24 protein-coding genes and 1 pseudogene are annotated in these 24822 nt (G+C 42.1%); 12 read left to right on the top strand and 13 right to left on the bottom strand.

Features of this window, described 5'->3' with window-relative positions:
- Nucleotides 1-397: 397 nt before the first annotated feature.
- The gene (locus tag C9J12_RS27835; protein WP_107246259.1) at nucleotides 398-733 is read left to right on the top strand and encodes a DUF1904 domain-containing protein; all 336 of its coding nucleotides are present in this window, start codon (nucleotides 398-400) and stop codon (nucleotides 731-733) included.
- 79 nt (nucleotides 734-812) lie between these two features.
- Nucleotides 813-1664, top strand: a complete 852-nt coding sequence (locus C9J12_RS27830; protein WP_107246256.1) for an endonuclease/exonuclease/phosphatase family protein — start codon at nucleotides 813-815, stop codon at nucleotides 1662-1664.
- On the opposite strand, the gene C9J12_RS27825 is transcribed toward C9J12_RS27830, so the two are convergent.
- The 3 genes from C9J12_RS27825 to gloB form a co-directional block, all read right to left on the bottom strand.
- Nucleotides 1645-2334 carry a Yip1 family protein gene (locus C9J12_RS27825; RefSeq protein ID WP_107246253.1) on the bottom strand — a complete coding sequence of 230 codons (690 nt, stop codon included), beginning with the start codon at nucleotides 2332-2334 and terminating at the stop codon, nucleotides 1645-1647. The genes C9J12_RS27830 and C9J12_RS27825 overlap by 20 nt on opposite strands.
- Nucleotides 2331-3902: a lytic transglycosylase gene (locus C9J12_RS27820; protein WP_107246250.1), complete on the bottom strand. Its 1572-nt coding sequence runs from the start codon at nucleotides 3900-3902 to the stop codon at nucleotides 2331-2333. Before C9J12_RS27820 ends, C9J12_RS27825 begins: the two co-directional genes overlap by 4 nt.
- A 70-nt stretch (nucleotides 3903-3972) precedes the next feature.
- A complete protein-coding gene (gene gloB, locus C9J12_RS27815) occupies nucleotides 3973-4731 on the bottom strand; it encodes a hydroxyacylglutathione hydrolase (RefSeq protein WP_041394487.1) in 759 nt (252 codons plus the stop codon).
- Between the two features lie 41 nt (nucleotides 4732-4772).
- Here gloB and C9J12_RS27810 point away from each other — a divergent pair, with 41 nt between their 5' ends.
- Complete coding sequence (locus tag C9J12_RS27810; RefSeq protein ID WP_107246248.1) at nucleotides 4773-5516, top strand: class I SAM-dependent methyltransferase; 744 nt, start codon at nucleotides 4773-4775, stop codon at nucleotides 5514-5516.
- Between the two features lie 58 nt (nucleotides 5517-5574).
- On the opposite strand, the gene rnhA is transcribed toward C9J12_RS27810, so the two are convergent.
- A complete protein-coding gene (rnhA, locus tag C9J12_RS27805) occupies nucleotides 5575-6045 on the bottom strand; it encodes a ribonuclease HI (protein WP_107246245.1) in 471 nt (156 codons plus the stop codon).
- 39 nt (nucleotides 6046-6084) lie between these two features.
- Between rnhA and dnaQ the strand changes: the two genes are divergently transcribed.
- On the top strand, nucleotides 6085-6825 hold the full coding sequence (gene dnaQ, locus C9J12_RS27800; RefSeq protein ID WP_107246241.1) for a DNA polymerase III subunit epsilon: 741 nt from the start codon (nucleotides 6085-6087) through the stop codon (nucleotides 6823-6825).
- Between the two features lie 7 nt (nucleotides 6826-6832).
- The gene (locus C9J12_RS27795; protein ID WP_107246239.1) at nucleotides 6833-8074 is read left to right on the top strand and encodes a TIGR03503 family protein; all 1242 of its coding nucleotides are present in this window, start codon (nucleotides 6833-6835) and stop codon (nucleotides 8072-8074) included.
- A gap of 107 nt (nucleotides 8075-8181) precedes the next feature.
- On the opposite strand, the gene fadE is transcribed toward C9J12_RS27795, so the two are convergent.
- Entirely contained in the window at nucleotides 8182-10650 is a 2469-nt protein-coding gene (gene fadE / locus C9J12_RS27790; RefSeq protein ID WP_107246236.1) for an acyl-CoA dehydrogenase FadE, read from the bottom strand.
- 475 nt (nucleotides 10651-11125) lie between these two features.
- Here fadE and dauA point away from each other — a divergent pair, with 475 nt between their 5' ends.
- The 3 genes from dauA (at nucleotide 11126) to C9J12_RS27775 (ending at nucleotide 14336) form a co-directional block, all read left to right on the top strand.
- Nucleotides 11126-12853, top strand: coding sequence for a C4-dicarboxylic acid transporter DauA (dauA, locus tag C9J12_RS27785; protein WP_107246234.1), 1728 nt, complete (start codon nucleotides 11126-11128; stop codon nucleotides 12851-12853).
- 64 nt (nucleotides 12854-12917) lie between these two features.
- Complete coding sequence (gene lpcA, locus C9J12_RS27780) at nucleotides 12918-13496, top strand: D-sedoheptulose 7-phosphate isomerase (protein ID WP_107246231.1); 579 nt, start codon at nucleotides 12918-12920, stop codon at nucleotides 13494-13496.
- 60 nt (nucleotides 13497-13556) lie between these two features.
- Nucleotides 13557-14336 (top strand): class II glutamine amidotransferase, encoded by a 780-nt coding sequence (locus C9J12_RS27775; protein ID WP_107246228.1) that lies wholly within the window; start codon nucleotides 13557-13559, stop codon nucleotides 14334-14336.
- 61 nt (nucleotides 14337-14397) lie between these two features.
- On the opposite strand, the gene purN is transcribed toward C9J12_RS27775, so the two are convergent.
- Together purN and purM are read right to left on the bottom strand one after the other, a co-directional pair.
- The gene (purN, locus tag C9J12_RS27770) at nucleotides 14398-15042 is read right to left on the bottom strand and encodes a phosphoribosylglycinamide formyltransferase (protein ID WP_107246224.1); all 645 of its coding nucleotides are present in this window, start codon (nucleotides 15040-15042) and stop codon (nucleotides 14398-14400) included.
- A 4-nt stretch (nucleotides 15043-15046) separates the two neighbouring features.
- The gene (purM, locus tag C9J12_RS27765; RefSeq protein WP_107246222.1) at nucleotides 15047-16087 is read right to left on the bottom strand and encodes a phosphoribosylformylglycinamidine cyclo-ligase; all 1041 of its coding nucleotides are present in this window, start codon (nucleotides 16085-16087) and stop codon (nucleotides 15047-15049) included.
- Between the two features lie 189 nt (nucleotides 16088-16276).
- On the opposite strand from purM, the gene upp reads away from it, so the two are divergent.
- Entirely contained in the window at nucleotides 16277-16903 is a 627-nt protein-coding gene (upp, locus tag C9J12_RS27760) for a uracil phosphoribosyltransferase (RefSeq protein ID WP_107246220.1), read from the top strand.
- Between the two features lie 95 nt (nucleotides 16904-16998).
- Here upp and C9J12_RS27755 read toward each other — a convergent pair whose 3' ends face one another.
- Nucleotides 16999-18252: a uracil-xanthine permease family protein gene (locus tag C9J12_RS27755; protein WP_107246217.1), complete on the bottom strand. Its 1254-nt coding sequence runs from the start codon at nucleotides 18250-18252 to the stop codon at nucleotides 16999-17001.
- 404 nt (nucleotides 18253-18656) lie between these two features.
- Between C9J12_RS27755 and C9J12_RS27750 the strand changes: the two genes are divergently transcribed.
- Entirely contained in the window at nucleotides 18657-19886 is a 1230-nt protein-coding gene (locus tag C9J12_RS27750; protein WP_107246215.1) for a DUF2066 domain-containing protein, read from the top strand.
- A gap of 61 nt (nucleotides 19887-19947) precedes the next feature.
- Here C9J12_RS27750 and C9J12_RS27745 read toward each other — a convergent pair whose 3' ends face one another.
- From C9J12_RS27745 to bepA, 4 genes are all read right to left on the bottom strand, one after another.
- Nucleotides 19948-20382 carry a DUF2069 domain-containing protein gene (locus C9J12_RS27745; protein WP_107246213.1) on the bottom strand — a complete coding sequence of 145 codons (435 nt, stop codon included), beginning with the start codon at nucleotides 20380-20382 and terminating at the stop codon, nucleotides 19948-19950.
- 43 nt (nucleotides 20383-20425) lie between these two features.
- Nucleotides 20426-21010, bottom strand: a complete 585-nt coding sequence (wrbA, locus tag C9J12_RS27740; protein ID WP_107246211.1) for an NAD(P)H:quinone oxidoreductase — start codon at nucleotides 21008-21010, stop codon at nucleotides 20426-20428.
- Entirely contained in the window at nucleotides 21010-21360 is a 351-nt protein-coding gene (gene arsC, locus C9J12_RS27735) for an arsenate reductase (glutaredoxin) (protein WP_107246209.1), read from the bottom strand. Before arsC ends, wrbA begins: the two co-directional genes overlap by 1 nt.
- A gap of 150 nt (nucleotides 21361-21510) precedes the next feature.
- On the bottom strand, nucleotides 21511-22968 hold the full coding sequence (bepA, locus tag C9J12_RS27730; RefSeq protein ID WP_107246207.1) for a beta-barrel assembly-enhancing protease: 1458 nt from the start codon (nucleotides 22966-22968) through the stop codon (nucleotides 21511-21513).
- Nucleotides 22969-23152: 184 nt separating this feature from the next.
- Here bepA and C9J12_RS27725 point away from each other — a divergent pair, with 184 nt between their 5' ends.
- Both C9J12_RS27725 and C9J12_RS27720 read left to right on the top strand, forming a co-directional pair.
- On the top strand, nucleotides 23153-23380 hold the full coding sequence (locus tag C9J12_RS27725) for a sulfurtransferase TusA family protein (RefSeq protein ID WP_041394483.1): 228 nt from the start codon (nucleotides 23153-23155) through the stop codon (nucleotides 23378-23380).
- 9 nt (nucleotides 23381-23389) lie between these two features.
- Nucleotides 23390-24460: an AI-2E family transporter gene (locus C9J12_RS27720; protein WP_107246205.1), complete on the top strand. Its 1071-nt coding sequence runs from the start codon at nucleotides 23390-23392 to the stop codon at nucleotides 24458-24460.
- Between the two features lie 90 nt (nucleotides 24461-24550).
- On the opposite strand, the pseudogene C9J12_RS27715 reads toward C9J12_RS27720, so the two are convergent.
- Nucleotides 24551-24691: pseudogene (locus tag C9J12_RS27715) on the bottom strand (thioredoxin-dependent thiol peroxidase); the annotation flags it as partial.
- Nucleotides 24692-24822 lie beyond the last annotated feature (131 nt).

The raw sequence follows: 24822 nt of genomic DNA, 5'->3' as shown, positions 1-24822 counted from the left end.
GTGTTGGGAGTTCGAATCTCTCCACCCCTGCCATATTAAAGAAGGCTCATATCGAAAGATATGAGCCTTTTTGCTATCTGCAGCTAGAGAAAAGAGCAGCGGATTCCCCCACCATAAGAATGCGCGTATTGGGAGTTCGAATCTCTCCACCCCTGCCATACAAATGAAAAAGCCTCAGCAGAAATGCTGAGGCTTTTTTGTATTTATAATATGCATCTTACTTTATATTTATCCATTAAATCTAATTTGGATAAATAGAGTTAATCTCCTCTCATGTCGATATTCTTGAAGAGATGTGAGATTGTACCTTGGCTGATTAAGGGTAAAAAAAGACTGCGTAGTGCATTGCTTTAGTGGTATTGTGTGGGCTTTCCAGATATCGCCCTTGGGAGTTTTTATGCCTCATCTCCGTTTTCGCGCTGTTGAATTTGATATGGTCAAAGCATTATCAACAGCTTTAGTGGATGATCTTCAACCACTTATGGCGTGTCCTCGCGAAGATTTCACTCTCGAACATATTCCTGCTTCATTTATTTTTGATGGTGAAGTATCTGACGCGTATCCGTTTGTTGAAGTATTGTGGTTTGATCGAGGACAAGTGATTCAAGATCAAGTTGCGAATATCATTACACAGGCGATCCGTTCTGCTTTGCAAGATAACGGGCAAGATGTTGCCATTATATTTTCTTCTTTAACGCCAAGTGCTTATTACGATAACGGCGAACATTACTGATTCAATTGCCTTTCTCTTTATTCTCATTTTATAGCAGCCCCATTGCTAGGGGCAATGTCGATTTTAAAAGGTCGTTATAATGGCGCGTTATGCAAAAGTTGTCGCAGGGTTTGGGGTTGTCGCTGGTGTATTAGGTTTTGGGGCATTCAATGCATCATTTGATGTTTCGACAGCACCTGAAATCAGTGCAGAAGTACTTGCGCCACAATTTTCATTCAGCTGTATTGATAGCATACAAGGGTTACCCTTAGACCAAGATGGTACTTTCACTGTCTCTGTTTGGAATATTTATAAACAACAGCGTGAGAACTGGCGCACTGCGTTAGAGGCATTCTCTCGTGATAGTGACTTAGTCTTGTTACAAGAAGCTAGCTTGAACCTTGATTTACAATCTTATCTTGAAGGTAGTGAGTGGAAGGTACGTATGGCCAATGCGTTTAAATTTATGGATACACCTGCTGGTGTGATGAATTTATCTAATGTCGATGCCAAACAAACGTGTGCCTACTTGGCAATGGAACCGTGGTTACGGTTACCGAAGTCAGCATTATTGTCGCAATTTTCTTTATCAAACGGACAGACTTTAGCTGTGGTTAATTTACACGGTGTTAATTTTTCGATTGGTCTTGATGAATATAAAGCGCAGCTTGAAAGCTTGAAGTCTGTTCTTACAAAGCATATTGGCCCGATAATTTTAGCAGGGGACTTTAATACTTGGCGTCAGGGAAGAATTGATGTATTGAAGGCGTTTGCGCGGTCATTGCAGTTATCGGAAGTCATGCTGCGAAAAGATCAAAGAATAAAGGTATTGGGTAAGCCGTTGGATCATGTTTATTACCGAGGGTTGCGGGTGGTTACAGCTGAAGCACCGAAAACCGATGCTTCAGATCATAATCCGATTATTACAACATTTAGGCTACTAAAATCATAATTGGCCAGATAGTTAAGATAAGTAACCAAGGTAAAGCGGCAACAATTATTGCCTTTGCACGATCAAAGTCAGTCCATGCCGCTACCGAAGTATAAGTCAGTGCGATATACCAAGGTGCAAGTAAAGGGACTGTTGTGGCAAAGGGCGCCCAAGGGTGGTTAAGCGGCAACTTTAGTAAGCCATTCAAGCTATTTAAATCTGCTGCATTAGGCATGATATTGTTTGTATTAAAAATGATATTGGTAAAACTTGCGATATCACCAACCAAGGTTGGAAGCATGATAAAGCACGATGCAGCTAACCACTTCCCATAACTGTGTTTATAACTACTGCCTTTAGTTGACAGGTTTAGCCAAAGTGCGAGTACAAAAATACAGACAGTTCGCCCAAAAATATCACTGAATATTTCACCCGCGATTAATACATCTTGTGTTAGCCAATTTTGCTCAATTAATTGACCATTATTCGATAATTGAGTCATCAATACCTGTTGCAGCCATGGCATATCGACATTATCAAAGTAGCTGAACCATACGAGGAATGGGCTTAAGATAATGATTAAATACGGGATAAACGCCCACTTAGGGCGTTCGTAGATTGCAGCAAAACAATCGATAGGTGATCGCAGTAAATCTAATAGAGCTACGAATGGATTTCTAGAAGGTGTCATACATTTACCTTCGTTACATCAACATACAGCTTCAACTTCTGTCCAGGTTTTAAGTATTCTTTTGAGTTGATTTGATTCCATTTTACAACATCTGATACCTTGACGTTAAAGCGTTGTGCGATCAGGCTGAGATTATCACCTTGGCGGATCTCATAAAAGACTGTGCGAATGACACCCCCTTCGTTTTGCTCTTTCCAAATATTAAGCTTTTGCCCTATCTTGAGTGGCTTATTTTTTTTCAAGTTATTCCATTTTGTAATCTGTTTTATCGAGACTTTTTGATTACGAGCGATTGTCCATAGGTTATCACCCGATTTAACTTGGTAGGTTGTTCTGTAACCACTGCCATGACTTTTTTGAGTACGAGCTTGTTGCATTTGACCTGTAGAGGTAAATTTGGCACCACTCTTCATTGCGACTGGGATCAGTAAATGTTTACCAACACGAATGTTGGTTGTGCTCATTTTGTTCGCTCGCTGGATATCTTTGACCGATGTCTTATGTTTAGCGGCTAATCCACCTAAGGTATCACCAGATTTCACTTTATAGCGAACGACCTTCATCCCTTGATTGCCACTTTGGGCTAGCTTCGTATTAAAAGTATCGACTTTTTTGATGGGAAGAAGTAGATGAGTATGATCATCAGGGGCTGTCGCCCATTGGTTATAGGCAGGGTTTAAATCTTGAAGATCAGTGACATTCATTGCGGCATATTGAGCTGCCAGCGCAAGATCCATCTGAATGCCAGGTTCAACAACTTTAACGACAGGCTTATTAGCAATCGCTGGAATATCTAAACCATATTTCTTACTGTTTTTGATGACATCAGCTACAGCGTACAGTTTAGGTACATAACCACTGGTTTCTTTCGGTAAATCTAGTGACCAGAAATCTGTTGGTTTACCTGCTGCTTTGTTTTTACGAATGGCTCTGAAAACACGGCCTTCACCTGTGTTATAAGCTGCTAATGCATGTTGCCAGTCACCATCGAATTTACGATTTAGATATTCTAATAAATCCAGAGCAGCACGTGTAGACTCTACAACATCGCGACGACCGTCATACCACCAATTTTGCTCAAGACCAAAGCTACGACCTGTTGGGGGCGTAATTTGCCATAGACCTGCAGCACTGCCATGAGAATAGGCAAATTGGTCAAATGAACTTTCAACAATCGGCAATAAAGCTAGCTCAAGAGGCAGATCGCGCTTTTCAATTTCTTCGGTAATGAAATACAGAAAAGGTTCAGCACGTTTAGCGACGGTTCTAAGGTGGGCTGGATTTTTTAAATACCAATTACGGTAATATTGTACTTGTTTATTATTGGGGATATCAGTTGTGATCTGCATGCTGATACGCTGCCACACATCACTTTGTTCTTGAGGTGTTGGTGCTTTTTCTTTAACGATCGGTTGTACCGTTATTTGTTGTTGTATTTCTAAGGCTGGTTGTTCAGAAATATGTTCAGGCTTGTTGCTTTTATTCGTTTCAGCCTGTTGTTCTGTTGTATTTGTAATTTGGCAACCAGCCAGTAATAGCGTACTCGCTAGTAAAATTCGTGACTTCATGACATCTGCTTATAGCCAAAGAGGTTGGTGATAATACTTGCCCAACCCCCAATGTTACAAGTGACCTGAATCAAAAATTGTCTTTCCATCTTCTTAGTGCGGCGAATGTTTCAAGGTCGCTGTCGTCAAATGCTTTATCTGCAACAGATTTTTTGATACTTGGCTGTTCACAGCGTAAAAATGGGTTTACTAACTTTTCTTGTCGTAATGTGGACGGGATCGTACTAATGCCTTGTGCTCTCATACGACTTACATCTTCACGGTAACGTTGTAAGTGAGGATTATCTTGTTCTGCTACTAGCGCAAAGGCTAAATTGCTAGATGTGTATTCATGTGCGCAGTAGATTTCAGTTTCATCAGGAAGAGCGGCTAGTTTCTTTAATGACTGAAACATTTGTGCTGGAGTTCCTTCAAATAAACGCCCACAACCAACAGAGAACAGTGTATCGCCGCAAAATAGTTTGCCATCACCGACATAGGCTACATGCCCAAGAGTATGACCGGGAACGCCTAGTACCATAAAACGTTCACCAAACAGTTCTACTTGATCACCATCTTCAACAGATTGGGATATACCAGGAATGGGCTCTGAAGCGGGACCGACAACATTAAGGTTAGGGTAATGGCGTTTGAGTTCACTGATTCCCCCGATATGATCATGATGGTGGTGGGTAATAAGAATGGCATCAAGGGTGAGTGACTGTTCTTCTAATACCTTGAGCACAGGTGTGGCATCACCAGGGTCAACGACGACGCAATGATTGTGTGAGTTGTGAATAAGCCAGATGTAATTGTCATTAAATGCGGGTATGCTTTGAACAGTTAACATGAATTTCTTCTCCAGCCTTTTTAAGGTGTTGAGCAATAATTATGAAGCCAGCACGGACATTAAAACATATTGAAGCCCCTTATTCATGGTCGCAAGTCGCGAACGGTGAATGGGCAGTTGAATTGCTTCAGTCTCGACTTGATGAGTGGTCGCCGAAACTATTTGGCTACCATATGTTAAAACTTGGTGGCTTAAGCTGTGAGCTAGCAAGCCCTCATTGTAACATCCAACATCAGATATGTATTGATAAGCATAATCCGCTACACAATGTCATTGCTGATTCTTTTGACTTACCGTTTATTGAAAAGTCTTTTGATGCTTGCTTAGTTAGCCATCAACTTGACTATTGTTCTGATCCACACCGTTTACTTCGTGAAGTTGATAGAGTAACTGTTGATGATGGATATTTACTGTTAACAGGACATAACCCCGTGAGCATTCTTGGTGTTAAAGGTTTACTGCCATGGAATCGAAAGAAATACCCATGGCTAGGTCGAATGTTTATGCCATACCGGGTAAAAGATTGGTTAAGTGTGTTGAATTATGAAGTTGTCCATCATGAGAATTTTGCCGTATTACCAGCAACGAAGCATTTAGCGTGCTCTGCTTGGGCTGAAAATATGTTGTCTGATTCATGCTCAATGATTGGTAGTATGTATTTTATTGTTGCACGCAAGCGTACATTTCCTTTAAAACCCATAAAACCGACCTGGAAATTACGTCGTCAATTGTCGCCATTAAGAGTTAATTGCCGTACAAAAGCCAATCAGAATCTGCCTGATTAGCTTTGATTTAATACGGTGTGGCTGATGTTTATGTTGCAGGGAACGCAGTAACTGTTGGCTACGGCTCTGGATTATAGCCAGTGTCATCTTGAGTTGGCTTCTCTGCTGCATCACGGGCTAAAACATCACAGCGTTCATTTTCAACATGCCCTGCATGCCCTTTAACCCAGTGCCAGTTGACTACGATATGACGTTGAGTTTCTGCATCAAGACGTTGCCACAGATCTGCATTTTTGACGGGCCTTTTATCTGCTGTTTTCCATCCACGTTTTTTCCAGTTGTGAATCCATTGTGTGATGCCTTGGCGAACATATTGGCTATCAGTGGTTAATTCAACATGACATGCTTCTTTTAGATTCGACAATCCAACGATTGCAGCCAATAATTCCATTCGATTGTTGGTTGTCATGAAAAAGCCTTCGCTCAGTTCTTTTTCATGCTGTTTATAACGTAAAACGGTACCATATCCGCCTGGTCCCGGATTACCTAAACAAGAACCATCGGTGAAAACCTCTACCTGCTTCGTCATATTTGATAGTATTCGCTTAAGGAAAAACTTTAGTCTGACATGAACGCCACTATGAAAGCCACTAACCAAAGAATTATTGTACTCGATACTGAAACAACCGGTATGAATATGACAGGTCCTCATTATGAAGGGCATTGCATTATTGAAATCGGTGCGGTTGAGATCATCAACCGTAAACTGACCGGAAATAGTTTCCATGTTTATATCAAACCCGATCGAACCATTGAGGTGGAAGCGATAGGTGTTCATGGTATTACAGATGAATTTCTAATTGGTAAGCCTGTCTATAAAGAGGTTCATGACGAATTTCTAGAATTCATCAAAGGCGCAGAGCTTGTTGCCCATAACGCGCCCTTTGATGTCGGCTTTATGGATTATGAATTCAGAAAGTTAAACCCAAATATCGGTAAAACCGAAGATTTCTGTAAAGTGACCGATACGTTGGCAATGGCGAAGAAGATCTTCCCTGGCAAGCGTAATAATCTTGATATCCTTTGTTCGCGCTATGGTATAGATAACTCGCATCGAACGCTTCACGGCGCATTACTCGATGCCGAGATCTTGGCTGATGTATACCTGCTAATGACAGGTGGGCAAACGTCTCTCGCATTAAGTGCTGAACGTGAAGATCGTGATGCTGGTACAGGAAGTGAAATTAAGCGTATCGCTTCTGGGCGTAAATTATTAAAGGTTTTACATGCCTCTGCCGATGAAATAGAAGCGCACGAATCGCGTTTGGATATTATCAGTAAAAAGGGTGACGTCATGTGGCGTCAGTAGGGGATCTATGCTGCAGCGGTTATTATTTCTAGCGATGTTATTGCCAGTACTCTCTTGGGCTGAAACCAGTACTGAAATGTCATGGCTAGATAATCGTTTTCGAGTTGATCCAACGGTTGAACAAGTTTCTTTCATTGTACAAAGAGAGATCCCTAGTAGTTCTGTAGTACTTGTTCGCCCTGATGGCACTAAATATTATTCTTGGCGCCACCCTGAAAACCTTTCTTGGTATGAAGAGTCGGGAATGGATATTATCTCCATTGAAAACCCTATGCCCGGTCCATGGCAAGCAATAGGTAAAGTGGCATCCAACAATCAAGTAAGAGTGTTATCTAATTTAAAACTTGATGTCGATAATTTACCTTCTCTTTTGTACCAATCGGAAACCCTAAAATTTACAGCTCGCCTTACAAATAAAGGGGAGTTATTAAAGGATCGAGATTTCATCGATCGTATTAAACTGACTGTCGTTTTATATGAATACGTTGAGAGTATAGAGACGCTACCTAAAGAAGTTCAACCTCAGCCAATTGTTCTTGGCGAATTTTCTGATGATGGTACTGGGTTTGATGAGAGCCCTGGTGATGGCATATTCACAATTGCTTTACCGATTGATGTATTGCCTGGTAAATACCGGGTAAAGATAGCTTCTCGCAATGGCATTTTTCTACGTACGGTAGAACAAGAAGTACTGATCTATCCACCTCCTATGACAGTGAGCTTTATTCAAGGACGGGATCGTAATGAAGCACATCAGCTAGCCGTTACCACAGAAAAAGGTACGCTTGTTCCAGGCTCACTCGCAGCCCATGTAGAGCAAGAGAGCCCTGATGGAAATATAACGATTAGCCAAGGGCATGCAATGCCGGATGAAGATGGATTACGCGTTTCCATCCCTAATGGTCAAGAGCCTGGTGGTTATAGTTGGTCTGGTTGGTTGTATGCGACAGATAATTTAAGTGAAAGAGAATTAATTTTCTCTTTACCCAAAAGTCACTTTGCCGTACTTGCTGAATTACAACTGGATCAGAATCTCGAACTATTTCGTTCACAGCAAGAAGCGAAAGCGTTAGCGATAGAACAAAAACGATTGGATAAAGAACGTAAGGCTGCACGTTCTAAAGCTCTTAAGATTATGATGATATCTAATACTGTTGTTATTCTTCTGGCGATTATCGGTGTGATATTGTGGCGCAAGCGAAAGTTTAAAAAAGCCTTAGAGGAAGAATCCTTGGTACTGCCGACTTAGGCAACAGCGTAAATGGACATCATTAGGGATCAAAAAAGGGAAGCTAAGTGCTTCCCTCTTTTAATGCTTATCGTTGTACTTCATTGATATGAGGTATAACTTTCAGGTTACGCTGCGTTACCAATATTTTCTTGATCATTCTCTCGATCGAGGATATAAGGTTTTGCGGCTAATTCTTCTGATTCAAAATCGTCGACATTGATAGTACGTAAACGTCCTTCCTCTGCCTTACGTAACATATTCGCTTCATCTTCGTTAATTGCATTCAGCTCTAGACCTGTTATTGCGACTTTATCTAATTGCATAAATGGAAGCTTTTTACCTGCAGCTTGGCACACTCTGTCATACAGTGGTTCTGCTGCCAGAATATCTTTAAGCGCTAATTCAATCATACCCACTGCATTATTTTCAGTGGCTTCAAGAAATTGCCCACGACCAATTCGGCTACGTGATTCACAAGGTGTTTGAATGATACGTGCAACCTTGCTATCTAATTTATCATTAGGCTTTGAACGTCCCATACCAGTAGGGAAAAGAACGATACGTAGTGCACCAGCCACAAAGCGATTTGGGAAGTTAACTAAGAATTGATCAAGGGCTTCTTCTGTTCTATACAGCGAATCTTGCAGCCCCCAATGTACAAGAGGTAAATCTTCTTGTTTACATCCATCATCTGCAAAGCGCTTAAGGGTAGCTGATGATAAGTAAAGTTGGCTTAATACATCACCAAGACGTGCAGATAGGCGCTCTTTACGTTTAAGTGAACCACCAAGAACAGCCATAGAAATGTCAGCCACTAAAGCAAGGTTTGAACTATAACGGTTGAGTTGTTGATAATAGCGCTTAGTCTGGTCTTTACGTGGCGCAGAAGAGCCTCGTCCATCTGTCATACCGAACCAGAATGATCTCACTATATTGCTAATGACAAAACCAACATGCCCAAATAACGCTTTATCAAAATCGTTTAGTGCTTGTTCTTTGTTTTCATTATAGGCAGCGTTCATTTCATCTAAGACATATGGATGACAACGAATTGCACCTTGTCCGAAGATGATCATTGAACGGGTTAGAATATTAGCCCCTTCAACGGTGACGGCAATAGGGGCACCTTGATAGCTACGCGCCAAGAAGTTGCTTGGTCCCATACATATCCCTTTACCACCAGCAACATCCATCGCATCGATGATTGAGTATTGGCCTCGATGGGTACAGTGGTATTTAACGATGGCTGAGATAACAGATGGCTTCTCACCAAGATCGATACCCGAAACAGTCATGCTACTCGCGGCATCCATGACGTAAGCATTGCCCGCTATACGTGCTAGTGGCTCTTCAATACCTTCCATTTTACCGATAGGCAATTTGAATTGACGACGAATACGTGCATAAGCGCCTGTTGCCATTGCAGCTGTCTTAAGACCGCCTGTTGCGTTTGATGGTAATGTGATACCACGTCCCACCGAAAGACACTCAACCAGCATCCGCCAGCCTTGACCTGCCATTTCTGGGCCACCAATGATGAAATCAATCGGGACAAAGAGTTTTTCTGCCTGTGTTGGACCATTTTGGAACGGCACATTTAATGGGAAGTGGCGACGGCCAATTTTAACGCCATCAAGGTCGGTTGGGATCAACGCACAAGTAATACCCGGTGCTTCTTCATCACTGAGTAGATGATCAGGGTCAAATAATTTAAATGCTAAGCCAAGAACGGTTGCAACAGGTGCAAGGGTGATATAACGCTTGTTCCAAGTCAATTCCATACCCAGAACTTCTTCACCTTGCCACATTCCCTTTTTTACGATACCAAAATCAGGAATTGAACCAGCATCAGATCCTGCTTCAGGGCTTGTTAGAGCAAAGCATGGAATTTCTTTACCTTCAGCAAGTCTTGGAAGGTAATGATCCTTTTGTTCTTGTGTTCCATAGTGTTGCAGTAATTCGCCAGGGCCTAATGAATTAGGTACGCCAACAGTTGAAGATAATACGCCTGAAACACCGGTTAGTTTTTGTAGTACTAATGATTGTGCATAAGCAGAATATTCGAGACCGCCATATTCTTTTTTAATGATCATGGCGAAGAATTTATGATCTTTTAGGTACTGCCAAACTTCAGGTGGAAGGTCGGCAATTTCATGGGTGACATGGTAATCGTTCACCATGCGGCACACTTCATTTACAGGCCCCTCTAAAAAGGCTTTCTCCTCAGCGCTTAATCGTGGGGCTGGAATATCATGCATTTTGTTCCAATCCGGATTTCCTTTAAATAGGTCGGCTTCCCACCACACTGTTCCTGCATCAATGGCTTCTTTTTCAGTACGCGACATCTCTGGCATTACACCTTTAAAGGCTTTCAACGCTGTTTTACTCAGAAGGCTTTTTCGTAATGAAAAAATATTGAGAGGAATGGCAACAGCAAGAAATATCAACCAACTATATTGACCAACCACATTGATAACTGACCCTATAGCGAGTGCAACCGCTAAAGTGAAGGTAAATGTCTTAAGGCTTGTTCTGTGGTAGGCAAGTATGCCTGTAATTCCAATAAACCCTAGTAGATACACGAGCGTGACCATATTGATTCTCCTTATCGGGGCAACACTTCACTCAGGGCTTAATAAACTAGCGATGAAGTAAAGTGTTACTGCAATATCTTATTTTAATTATGGGTACAGTTGATCAAGGTAAGAGGTCTTACCACTTGTTAGAAGTGTAACGGGTTTTTTAATGAAATGTAAAATACTTTTCCGTTCTGAAAGCGGTTGGTTACATAACTAGATCGTTTCGGGCGTTGCTATATCTAGGTTTGATCAAGATCAGTGAGATGAATTTTTGTGGTTGCGAAATAAACTGATCCGATTAACATATAGGCCTAATGTGATGTCGTTCACGTTTATATTCGTTACTTTTGACGTAACGAAAGATACTGAATGACACACTACCTTCTGTTGCCTTTCCTGATCGCCGACTGACAAGTGCCCGCCGGATCCTTCTTTCGGATTGCAGCTATTACTATTTTTTTTCTTGTGTACGTAAGTGCAGGGGTTTGTCGTGTTCTTATTTCATGCTTTATCACAAGCGTGGAAGGATGGTTATTCCTTCTCTAAATTTCGTTCTGATGTTGTGGCGGGCATTACTGTGGGCATTGTTGCTATTCCATTAGGTATGGCATTAGCAATTGCGGTAGGTGTTCCTCCTCAGCATGGTTTATATACGGTTATCGTTGCTGGCTTATTGGCTGCGTTATTTGGTGGGTCGCGTTTTAATATAACAGGGCCGACGGCAGCATTTGTTGTGATATTACTGCCCATTACTCAGCAGTATGGATTAACCGGTTTAATGCTGGCCACTTTTATGTCTGGCATTATTTTAGTCTTGATGGGGCTTTTACGTCTTGGGCAGCTGGTGGCTTATGTACCGTACCCAGTTACTACCGGATTTACCGCTGGTATTGGGTTAGTTATCGCATTTCTACAACTTAAAGATTTATTAGGATTAGAGGTTGCGGGTAACCCGATTCATTTTCCTGAAAAAGTAATGGCTTATGCGAGTGCTTTACCTAGCATTCATTTCGCTGATGGTTTTATTGGGGGGGTCACCATTATTGTTTTTATTGCTTGGGCTAAGTTAAAAACACGTATTCCACCGCACGTTGTTGCTTTGGTTATAGGCACCGTATTAGCACTCGTGATGAATCAATCAGGGGGAGTTCACGTAGGATTATTGGGTGAAAAATTCCAGTATCAAATTGGTGACCTGATCGGGCAGGGGATTCCTCAAATTATGCCGCAATTTAATGTTATTTGGCAAAATGATGTGGTGACTTGGTCTCTTGTTATTGAGCTATTACCTGCGGCATTTACCATTGCAATGTTAGGTTGTATCGAATCGTTATTATGTGCAGTTGTCGCTGATGGGATGACGGGAACGAAGCACAATTCTAATAGCGAATTGGTTGGGCAAGGTTTAGCTAACATGGTTGTGCCATTTTTTGGTGGTATTCCAGCAACAGCGGCAATTGCTCGAACGGCAACGAATATTCGTGCTGGCGCATTTTCGCCAGTATCGGCAATTGTTCATGCGGTGTTTGTGCTTGCTGCCATGGTTGCCCTAGCCCCAGCGCTGTCGTATGTACCCATGAGTGCACTGGCTGGTTTGTTGATCATGGTTGCATGGAATATGTCTGAAGCACCGCATTTTGTTCATACATTGAAGGTGGCTCCACGCCGTGACATTGCTGTTTTGCTCACGTGCTTTTCATTAACCGTGGTCTTTGACATGGTCGTTGCCGTTGCTGTTGGCTTGTTATTAGCTGGCATATTATTCATTCAACGTATAGCGACATTAACGACGGTTACCGTGGTGAATAAAGGTCATGAACATCTTGATTTTGGACCTGATGTGTTGGTTTATGATATCAATGGCCCATTGTTCTTTGCGGCCAGTGAGAAAGCATTTTCAGTTATTGAACGTTCATCTATTGATACCAAGGTCGTGGTATTAGATTTTACCGATGTAACAACAATTGATATTACCGCTATTCATGCTTTTGATAATGCCCTTGAGCGAATCAGCCATTATCCCGTTTACCTATTGGGTGTTGCGCCGCATGTTGCAACTAAATTGGTCAATTCTGGTATTTTGAGTGCGGGTAATATTGCACTTTGCCCTGATGCATCGTCGTTACGTGAGCATTTAGCGATAAACAATCACAATCTAGCCCTTCAGGAGTCGACACCTTCGACCGTTTCTTTGTACACTGCAGATTCAGGCATATAGAAATTTAGATGGATTGATAAGAGCATCTAGTATGCTCCTATTAAACAAATAACAGAGATAGCTTATGTACCAGGATTTGATTCGCGCAGAACTTAATGAAGCGGCTGAAGTATTAACGTGCTTTTTAAGCGATGACAAAAATATGGCAGACATTGAAGCGGCGGCTAAATTACTGGCTGAATCTTTTAAACAAGGTGGTAAAGTGCTGTCTTGTGGTAATGGTGGTTCACATTGTGATGCGATGCATTTTGCCGAAGAGCTAACCGGTCGTTATCGTGAAAATCGTCCAGGTTATCCTGGCATTGCGATTTCTGATCCAAGTCATTTATCGTGTGTAAGTAATGACTTTGGTTATGATTATGTGTTTTCTCGTTACCTTGAGGCTGTAGGCTCTGCCGGTGATGTTTTGTTTGGTTTATCTACATCAGGTAATTCGGGCAATATCCTTAAAGCGATAGAAGCCGCGCATGCGAAAGGCATGAAAGTGATCGCGTTAACGGGTAAAGATGGCGGTAAAATGGCAGGCCTAGCTGATGTGGAGATTCGAGTGCCACATTTTGGTTATGCTGATCGTATTCAAGAGATACATATTAAAATCATCCATATTTTGATTATGTTAGTTGAAAAAGAAATGGCGGAGTAAACGCCTTTTTTAAGACATGATTACAATTCGATTAGACAAATTGATAAGGGCATAAGGAATATGTGTGAATTGCTTGGCATGAGCGCAAATGTGCCGACAGATATCTGTTTTAGCTTTACAGGCTTAATGCAACGAGGTGGTAACACTGGTCCCCATCGTGATGGTTGGGGAATCGTGTTTTATGAAGGGAAAGGGTATCGTACGTTTAAAGATCCGAACCCAAGTTGCCAGTCACGTATTGCAGAGCTTGTTCAAGAATACCCGATTAAAAGTAAAGCGGTAGTCAGCCATATAAGGCAAGCTAATCGAGGTGGAGTGAGCTTAGAAAACACTCACCCATTTACCCGCGAACTTTGGGGGCAGTATTGGACATTTGCGCATAATGGGCAGTTAACGGGGTATGAAGCCCTTGAAACTGGTCGTTTTAAACCTGTGGGTGATACGGATAGTGAAATTGCATTTTGTTGGCTCCTAAGCCAATTAGATGCCAAATTTTCTGAATTACCTGAAGAGTTAGCCCCCGTTTACGACTACATTGCACAATGTTGTGACCGGTTACGTCAATTAGGGGTGTATAACATGCTCTTGAGTAACGGTCGTTGTGTGGTGACGTATTGCACGAATAACCTTCATTGGATAACACGTCGTGCACCGTTTGGACAAGCATCGTTGATTGATGAAGATGTCACGATTGATTTCCATAAGGAAACAACACCGAACGATGTAGTGACAGTCGTTGCCACTCAACCTCTAACTAACGACGAGAACTGGCATAAAATGCAAGAAGGGGAGTTCTGTGTATTCCACTATGGTGAGTTGATTCACAATAGAACCTTGTAATACTGTCTTATAAGCATAAAAAACGCGACCTGTTGGTCGCGTTTTTTATTAGAAAGTCAGATTATTCATCTGCAGCATACCCATGAGAAGGTAAAACATGTCCATCTAAGACAGCTTTATCATTTTCCATGCTTAAGCGTTGTTGTAAGAACCAATTCGTTACTAATGGATAGATGCGATGCTCTTGCAATTGAACGCGTGCTGTAATGTCTTCAATGGTATCTTCAGCAAAAATAGGCACTTTTGCTTGTAAGATTACCGGACCACCATCGAGCTCTTCTGTTACAAAGTGCACGCTAGTACCGTGTTCTTCATCGCCAGCGTCGAGTGCGCGCTGGTGGGTATGAAGCCCCTGATACTTCGGCAGTAAAGACGGATGAATATTTATCAATTTGCCCTGAAAGTGGCGAACAAATTCATCACTTAGAATGCGCATATATCCAGCAAGGATAACCAAATCAGGCTTGAACAGATCAATCTGTTCTATCATTGCTTTATCGTAAGCATCACGACTTTCGTAATCAGCAACCGTAAGGTTTATTGCTTGAATACCAGCGTTTTTAGCACGTTCAAGACCATAAGCATCCGCTTTGTTTGAAAGTACCGCGACAACATTTGCGCTTTTGATAGTGTTGTCTTGGCAAGCATCGATGATGGCTTGTAAGTTAGAACCACTACCTGAAATCAGGACAACGATGTTTTTCATCGACTTACTTAATCTCCACTTGCTCTTCGCCTGCTTCTGCATTGGCGATTGAACCTAATAACCAAGCGTTTTCGCCTTCAGTTTTTAGGATTTCAATGGCTTGCTCTGCTTGTGCTTGTGGTAGTGCGATAACTAGACCAACGCCACAGTTGAATGTACGATACATTTCGTAAGTTTCAACGTTACCTGCCGTTTGTAGCCAGTTAAAGATTGCTGGCCACTGCCAGCTATTACCATCGACAACAGCTTTAGCGCCTTCAGGTAGCACTCGTGGAATATTTTCCCAGAAACCACCGCCCGTAATATGAGAAATTGCGTGAACGTCGCACGATTCCATCATTTTAAGCGTTGATTTTACATATATTTTGGTTGGTGTTAGTAGGTGGTCAGCCAGTGACTTACCTTCTAATTCTTCATTAAGATCAGCGTTTGATACTTCAATGATCTTACGTACTAACGAGTAACCGTTTGAGTGTGGACCACTCGAGCCTACTGCAATTAATGCATCGCCAGCTTGTACTTTAGAACCATCAATAATGTCAGCTTTTTCTACTACGCCAACACAGAAGCCTGCAACATCGTAATCTTCGCCGTGGTACATGCCTGGCATTTCAGCAGTTTCACCGCCGATCAAAGCACATCCAGCTTGAATACAACCTTCACCGATACCCGCCACAACACTTGCAGCTGTATCCACTTCCAGTTTGCCTGTCGCATAATAATCAAGGAAGAATAGAGGTTCTCCACCTTGAACAATGAGGTCATTCACACACATTGCCACTAAATCGATACCGATAGTGTCATGTTTGTTTAAGTCCATCGCTAAACGAAGTTTAGTGCCCACGCCGTCGGTACCAGATACCAATACCGGCTCTTTATACTTGGTTGGTAACGAGCAAAGAGCTCCGAAACCACCAATGCCGCCCATTACTTCTGGACGGTGGGTGCGTTTTACCACCCCTTTAATACGATCAACTAATGCATTACCTGCATCGATATCTACACCAGCATCTTTGTAACTAAGAGAAGAGTTATTGCCGCTCACAGGAGTTCCCTCAACGTATTAAAGTAAAAAAGCATGGGTATGATAACAGCAGTCAGGGCGGAAAGGGAAACGTTTGCGTCAATAAATATTACAGCGTAATTCCTAAGCAAATAGAATCCATTCGCTACCTACTCTTAATGGTCTAGTGTATAATAGTGCGATTTTTTTAATTTTATGTAGGAGTCTGAAATGAAGGTCGTTGAGGTTAAACACCCACTAGTAAAGCATAAGATCGGCTTGATGCGCGAAGGCGATATCAGCACTAAGCGTTTCCGTGAACTAGCGACGGAAGTAGGCAGCTTGCTAACTTATGAAGCGACGGCTGACTTTGAGACAGAAAAAGTGACAATTGAAGGCTGGAATGGCCCAGTTGAAATTGATCAAATCAAAGGTAAAAAAGTAACGGTTGTGCCAATCCTACGTGCAGGTTTAGGCATGATGGATGGCGTTCTTGAGCATGTACCAAGTGCACGTATCAGTGTTGTTGGTGTTTACCGTGATGAAGAGACGTTAGAGCCTGTACCATACTTTAATAAACTAGCATCAAATATTGATGAGCGTATTGCATTGGTTGTTGACCCTATGTTGGCGACTGGCGGGTCTATGATCGCAACGCTAGATTTATTAAAAGAAAATGGCTGTAAGCAATTTAAAGTATTAGTACTTGTTGCTGCGCCAGAAGGTATTGCAGCATTAGAAAAAGCACACCCAGATGTAGAGCTATACACTGCGGCTATCGATGAAAAGCTAAATGATAAAGGCTACATCATACCGGGTCTTGGTGATGCTGGTGATAAAATTTTTGGTACTAAATAATAGTTAACTATTACTTATATTGATGTGAAAAAGTTGATGTAAAAAAGCCGAACTTAGGTTCGGCTTTTCGTTATCTGTATATCGGTTATTGTGATTTATTTATTCTGCGTATCTTCCATTTGCGCATTATCCACAACGTGCGATTCACCTAAATCATCCGGTAAGATTAGGTTCAGTACAATTGCGACGATACCACAAAGGCTGATGCCTTGAAGGCTGAATTCACCAATACCAAATGCCATTCCACCAATACCAAAAACCAATGTAACAGCAACAATGACTAAGTTACGGGCTTTGTGTAAATCAACTTGGTTTTTAATCAATGTATTAAGACCAACGGTTGCGATTGAACCGAATAACAAAATCATGATCCCACCCATTACAGGTACAGGGATTGTTTGCAGTACAGCACCTAGCTTACCGACAAAAGCTAACACGAGTGCTGTTACAGCTGCCCATGTCATGATGATAGGGTTAAATGCTTTTGTGAGCATTACAGCACCAGTCACTTCAGAGTAAGTGGTATTCGGTGGTGCGCCAAACATTGATGCCGCAATAGTTGCGATACCATCACCAGCAAGTGTACGGTGAAGCCCTGGTTTTTTCAGGTAATCTTTTCCTGTTACGTTGGATATTGCTAGCATATCACCGACATGTTCGACCGCTGGTGCAATAGCAACAGGGATCATGAACAAAATAGCGTTGATATTGAATTCAGGATAAGTGAAGTTAGGCATTGCTAGCCAGCTTGCTTGAATAACTGGCGTGAAATCAACGACGCCAAATCCAAGACTTACGCAGTACCCTGCGACAACGCCTGCCATAATCGGCATCAGCTTGAAAAAGCCTTTCGCAAAGACACTAAAAGCAATCGTTGTTATTAATGAAACGGCTGAAATCCATATTGCAGCATCACCATTGATGATCTGTATGCCACCATCGCCACTTTTACCTACCGCCATATTAACGGCAGCTGGCGCCAAACCAAGACCGATAACCATAATGACAGGGCCGACAACAACAGGTGGTAGTATTTTATGGATAAATCCGACGCCGCGAACTTTAATCAAAACACCCATTAATACGTAAACCACACCAGCAGTCATAAGACCGCCCATGGTGCTAGCGATGCCCCATGTTTGCACCCCGTACATAATAGGGGCGATAAACGCGAAAGAAGACGCGAGAAAAATAGGAACAGAACGTTTGGTTACAACCTGAAAAAGGAGTGTTCCTATACCCGCACCAAAGAGGGCAACGTTAGGATCTAAGCCTGTTAGTAATGGAACCAGAACTAACGCACCAAATGCGACAAAAAGCATTTGGGCACCTTGCAGTACCTGCATCATTATTGTTTATCACCCTATCTGAAAATAAAATCGCGCAATCCTAACATGTAAGCAATCGATTACCTACATCAGTTGATAGCAATAAGTTGCTTACAATCAATAAATCTGTTGATTGTTTGTATGATTGTTAGGGGCTGTTTATTTTTCAATATTGTCGCGGTAAGAATGATAAGTTTTAGGCAATAAATAAAAATAAGCGTTAGGGGGCTAAATCCCCTAAGTAATGGGTATGATGTTTTTTGAGTGATTATCAAGATTGGGTTAGAATTTTCATTCATTCAGGTAAAATTTAGGTAGTCTGATATAGTAGAGACGTATCGCACTTTTTATGGCAACAAACGTTGCTGCATCTTAATCTGAGTATTTAATGCTCAGAGACTAACTAAGCTATGAAAGAGTTTTTTATGCTGCGTTTTGCTTTTTTATTTTTGGCTTTATTAGCCTTACCGGTGAAAGCCGCGACCGTTACCAATTTGTATCAAACTCAGGTTGTATTACCTGACACCGATAAACAATCAGAGAAACAAGCACAAGCCCAAGGGTTAGAGCAGGTATTGATTAAGGTATCCGGTCAGAGTGCAATTGCTAATAACGAAGTGATTCGTAAGGCGATGACTAATAGCCGACCATACATCAGCCAATTTGGTTACGGTAATCTTAATGGTGAGCGCACATTGGAGCTGACGTTTAATGGCGGCCAAATTCGTGACCTATTAACCAAAGCTAACGCAACACTATGGAATGAGCAGCGCCCAACTATTTTGGTGTGGCTGGTTGAAGAGTCAAATCGTGAACGTGAAATTCTGTGGGACCAATCTGGCAATTCTTTGCAGCCACAGATGAACCTTGCTGCAGATAAACGTGGCTTGCCCGTTATTATGCCTATTGGTGATTTTGATGATGTGACCGCATTAAGTATTCCTGATTTATGGGGTGGTTTTGTTCAGCCAATTGCCGAGGCGAGCCAACGCTATAATCCTGATGCGGTACTTGTTGTTCGAGCACGTAAGCAAGCGGATGATAATGTTAATTTATCTTGGCAGCTATTCCCTCAGAAGCCCGATCAGATTGTGAACTCTCAAAAAGCACCCGCAGAAGGGCGAGTATCAGGTACGGCAGCTAAAGCAACAACCGACATGATGAATAAGATTGCCGATGAACTGGCGGCTAAATATGCCGTTCAACTTGGTGGTGCAAGTGATGGCGCGTTTGCCATTCAAGTGGGCAATGTAAAAACAACCGAAGACTTTTTTACTTTAGAAAGAATGCTGACCAATTTGACCTCTGTGGCATCGGTAAATGCAAACCGGTTACAAGGTGACTCCGTTCAATTCGATGTAAAGCTATTGAGTAGTGAGGCCGCATTTCGTCGAGAGCTCGGTCAAGATTCGCGTATTAGCCAGAAAGCGATAGATATACAGGATACGATTGAGTTTGAGGATAATATCGCAACTGGTGTTATTGATCCTGTTGCCGCTGATATCGCTAAAAATAACATGTTAATAAAGCCGATCGATCCACAAGCATCCAGTGAACAGTCAGATCAGTTGCCCGCGGATCCTAATGCCATAGATGTGAGTGCAACAATACAGCCTGAGCAGGCTCAAGTTGAAGTGTATTACTGGAAATCTTAAGCGGCTAGTAGCGTATATACTTTGAATGCAAAAAAGAAAGGCGCCATAATTGGCGCCTTTTTTATTTTGGTTCTTTGGGCTCGTGAGCCTCTCTTTCTTCTCTTTCGACTTGAGACAAACGCTTTAGCTTAATACCAAGCTCTTTCGCTCTAACACGGGCAAATAAAATATTGGCAACAAAAGCACTAGAGGCAATAACGAGCTCGACCAAGGCTAACCAACGCTCGCCATCGTCAATCCACAAAATCGTTAATGCATGCAGAAAGTAGAACATTAAAATAAAGTTCGCCCATGCATGAGTATATGGTTTACCTTCTAAAATACCTTTTAAAGGCAATAGCATCGGTATTATCCACATCACGGCAATAACGTAATTATTCAGGTGGGGGTGAGGAGAAATCGTACTTTGCCATAGCCCAACCCATAGAATCAGAGAAAGGTTCGCAATGAGTGCGAAATAGCGTAAATTTTTTGTATTTGAGCTCATAGGCGTCATGGTGTTATCCCTTACTGAGGCTCAAGTGAGCACTATGAAATAGTTATCCGTTCAGTTTTAATGCAATAGTTGCGAGCCGTTTTCCCAGAGCTTGCGCTAGAGTGGCTTCATTTGAATGAATGGTTTTATTATTCTCATTATTTAAATGAGAAGCACCATAAGGCGTACCGCCATGTTGTGTGGTATGTAGCAGCGGTTCCGAGTACGGGATCCCAACGACGAGCATTCCGTGGTGCAACAAAGGAAGCATCATAGATTGTAACGTTGTTTCTTGACCGCCGTGCATCGAAGACGACGAGGTAAACACACTTGCAGGCTTGCCAATTAATGTTCCTGATAACCATTCTGTACTGGTGCTATCAATGAAGTGCTTAAGTGGCGCAGCCATATTACCGAAGCGAACAGGGCTACCAAGCGCAACGCCAGCGCATTGTTTTAAATCTTCCAGTGTCACTATGGGATCACCAGTGAGCGGTAACTCATCAGTTTGACCTTGCGCATAAATCTCGGCGACAGTACGTAGCTGGGCTTCACAGCCATCAACTTGCTCAATACCACGAGCAATCTGCCGCGCAAGTTGGCGGGTATTACCGTGACGGCTGTAATACAGCACAAGCACTGTTAGCATTATAAAATGTCCAAAACTGACTCTGGTGGGCGACCCATGGCTGCTTTTTCACCGTTCACAACGATAGGGCGTTCAATGAGTTTTGGATTTTGGCTCATCGCGGTAAATAGTTGTTCGTCAGTTATTGTGTTTTCGCCTAAGGTCAGTGTTTTGTATATATCTTCTTTCGTGCGCATCATATCGCGTACAGATGCGTAACCTAATTTGGTGAATAAACTTTTTAATTCATTTTCACTTGGTGTTTCATCAAGGTATTTGACAATTGTTGGCGCAATACCTTTTTCTTCGATCAGGGCCAGTGTTTGACGGCTCTTAGAACAGCGAGGGTTATGGTAAATAGTGACTGACATGAAAGGCTTCTCCTAAAATAACGTAGTGTTAAGTCAATTTATTGTTTTTAATGATGAGTTATTTTGATGGTAAGTTGTTAACTATGTTGCAGCTCCATTGTAGAGGAACTGCAACATATAAAAAACGAAGACTGTTGAATAATTTAGCGGCTATTGCAGATTTGCAAAACGTTCACGAGATAAACGAAGTTGATCGATACGGGCATCATAGCGTGCTTGGTCTAGTGAATTAACATCAGCGATTTGACTCGCTTGAATATAATTATTAATCGCTCTGTCCCATTGACCTCGTAGTGCCATTAACTCTGCGCGAGAGGCTAATTCCCCGTCTCGTTTACCTGCTGCTGCATAGGCTTGCGCCAGTAGACTCCAACCATTGCTATCGTTAGGGTTGTCATAGGTGTAGCGGGTAAGTATCGAAATGCTGCTCGCATTTAACCCTGATTCTTGCAAAGCATGCGCTAAGTTCAAACGTAACACGCTGTTGTTTGGGTTTTGTCGCAGCGCTTTTTCTAAGCGATTAACTGCTGAGTCATAGCGTTTTTGGAATAAATCGAGATCGGTCGCCGAATCGATGTAAAAGCGATTGTTGGGCTCTGCCGCAATAAGAGGGTCTAATAATGCATGGGCTTGTTGGTATTTGCCTGAATCCATGTAGACCAGCGCTTTACCATAATTAAGCGCCTGCTTCATTTGGGGAGACGCTTTTTTCATTTTACGGTTAAACCAATCAAGTGCAGCCTCACTCTCAATACCTGCGTAACGTGCCACAATTCGTGCTCGAGTCAGTTGGTAAGGTTCAGATAACGGTAACCTTACATTCGGGTATTGATTCGCACGGCTACGCGTATCAGAAACACGAGCCTCTGGTAATGGGTGAGTCAATAACATCGCTGGTGGTTTACTGGCATAACGGTATTGATCGGCTAAGCGTCCGAAGAATCGCGGCATGGCCTTTACTTCGAAGCCCGCTTTGGCCAACGTCGCAATACCGATACGGTCAGCTTCTTTTTCATTACTGCGAGTATAGTTAATTTGCCCTTGCATCGATGCTGCCGTTGTCGCATGAATAGCGGCGATCCCGGCTTCAGGCGCCGCAATAGCAAGCATTAAAGAGCCAACTAGAGCTGCCATCGTCATGGGGGACTTTTTAGCTTGATCTTCCATGCTTCTGGCTAGGTGGCGTTGAGTAACGTGTGCTATTTCGTGGGCAACAACCGAAGCCAGTTCGCTTTCTGATTGAGCGTATAAAAACAACCCACTATGAATAGCAACGTAGCCGCCAAAAAACGCGAACGCATTAATTTCACGATTTTGGATCATGAAGAAATTAAATGGCGTGCGTACACTGTCTGCATTAGCAACAAGACGAAGACCTAAATCTTGTACATATTCCGATAATAAAGGGTCACTGATGACAGGTTGGCTAGCACGTAACATGCGCATGTATGCATCACCGTACTCCTGTCCTTTTTCTATTGTTAATGTCGCGGCAGCTGTTGTCCCAATTTCTGGTAGACTATTGCTGTTGTTAGCACTCACAGTGAAACTAGAGCTTAATAAAGCACTGATTAATAGATAGGTTGGCACTTTAGCAAAACGAAACATGTTTATAATACTGCCGCCTTTGTGGAAGTTATCGACGCTAATTGGTGATATGCAAGCATTGACTATATAACCAATTATTAGATATTTATGCGAATAAGACAACGAAACTTATGACGGGTTTCTTTTTTGTCGAACCGATGTCCTTTACAATACCCTGATGGATAATAATTGTCAGCATACCTGAATGGATATTCAAACGCTTAATTTAGCTTCAGAACGTTGTCCTTTGGCGCTTTTATTAGCAAAAAGAGCAAGTAAAAGTCTTCGTTCAAATCAGAGTATAGAAATTATTATCTCTGATGCTGGTGCGAGACAAGATATTTCCCGTTACCTTCTTAATAATGGGTTTAATGTAAAGGTACAAGCCGATACTCCACAAGAGCTTGTCATTATCGCAACTAAAAGGCTGTGAAAAATATTTATGCTGGATATGCTCAATCGTTGGTACATGCGAAGATTCTCAGATCCTCATGCGGTGAGTTTGATCGCTATTTTGCTAGGTGGTTTTTTAACGATCTACTTTTTCGGTAATCTTATCGCACCACTATTAGTCGCTATTGTACTGGCGTATTTATTGGAATGGCCAGTCATGCGCCTAGGGCGTTTAGGTTTGCCCCGTACTGTTGCTGTCTTAGTGGTATTGCTTATTTTTGCTGGTTTAATGGTTATGGCCTTTTTTGGGTTAGTACCTACTATCTGGCATCAAGTGGGTAATTTTGCTGCTGACGTACCAACAATGTTTAATGATTTACAGCATTACGTTTCTAGCTTACCTGAACGTTATCCTGACTTTGTTCAACCTCATCAAGCGATTACGTTTATGACAACGTTTCGTGAGAAAGTGATGGGATTGGGAGAAAGTGTTGTTAAAGGCTCGCTGGCATCTTTAGTGAGTTTGGCAACGATAGCTGTTTATTTGATCTTAGTGCCGCTATTGGTCTTTTTCTTATTAAAAGATAAAGATGAAATGCTGGCGACAATGAGCGGTATCCTGCCTAAAAATCGCCGTCTAACAAGTAAAGTCGGCGCAGAGATGAATGAACAAATTTCGAATTATATTCGAGGTAAAGTCACTGAAATCTTTATCATTGGTATTGCGAGTTATATTACTTTTGCAGTCATGGACTTGCGTTACGCTGTTCTATTGAGTGTGCTTGTCGGGCTTTCTGTTCTTATTCCATACATTGGTGCGGCAGCGGTTACTGTACCTGTAGCGATGGTAGGTCTGTTCCAGTGGGGATTGACGCCTGATTTTTGGTGGTTGCTTGCAGCTTATGGTGTTATTCAAGCGCTTGATGGCAATGTGTTAGTGCCAGTCTTATTTTCTGAAGCGGTTAACTTGCATCCCGTTGCTATTATTGTTGCAGTCTTGGTGTTTGGAGGGTTATGGGGCTTCTGGGGCGTTTTCTTCGCAATACCGTTGGCCACATTAGTGAAAGCGGTATGGGGAGCCTTACCTTCTTCTGAACCAGATGATACGGTTAGTGAGTAATAGTATTCGCATGTAATAGTTCATGTTAAATCTTACGCTGAAAAAAGGTCGCAGATGCGACCTTTTTTCGTTTCGTTCGTTTAAAAATGATTACTCAGCATTGTTGAAATAATCTAATACCACTTCATGGTGAGTTTTCGTTTTAAACTTATTAAAAACATGTTCAATGGTGCCATTTTCATCGATTAAAAAGCTGATGCGATGAAGACCATCATATATTTTACCCATGTACGCACACCCTTGGGAAAAATTTCAGACGATACCTTTGACGTATCTTTGTAAACTCTATCTTTAACAGTGGTTTATGTTAAAAAAATCACTTAAGTATCTTTGATTGTAGCAGCTGTCATACTTTTATGTGA

The organism is Photobacterium frigidiphilum (assembly GCF_003025615.1).
GTDB classification, from domain to species: domain Bacteria; phylum Pseudomonadota; class Gammaproteobacteria; order Enterobacterales; family Vibrionaceae; genus Photobacterium; species Photobacterium frigidiphilum.
Note: the sequence above shows the minus strand (reverse complement) of the source record. Positions and strands in the feature narration are given on the sequence as shown.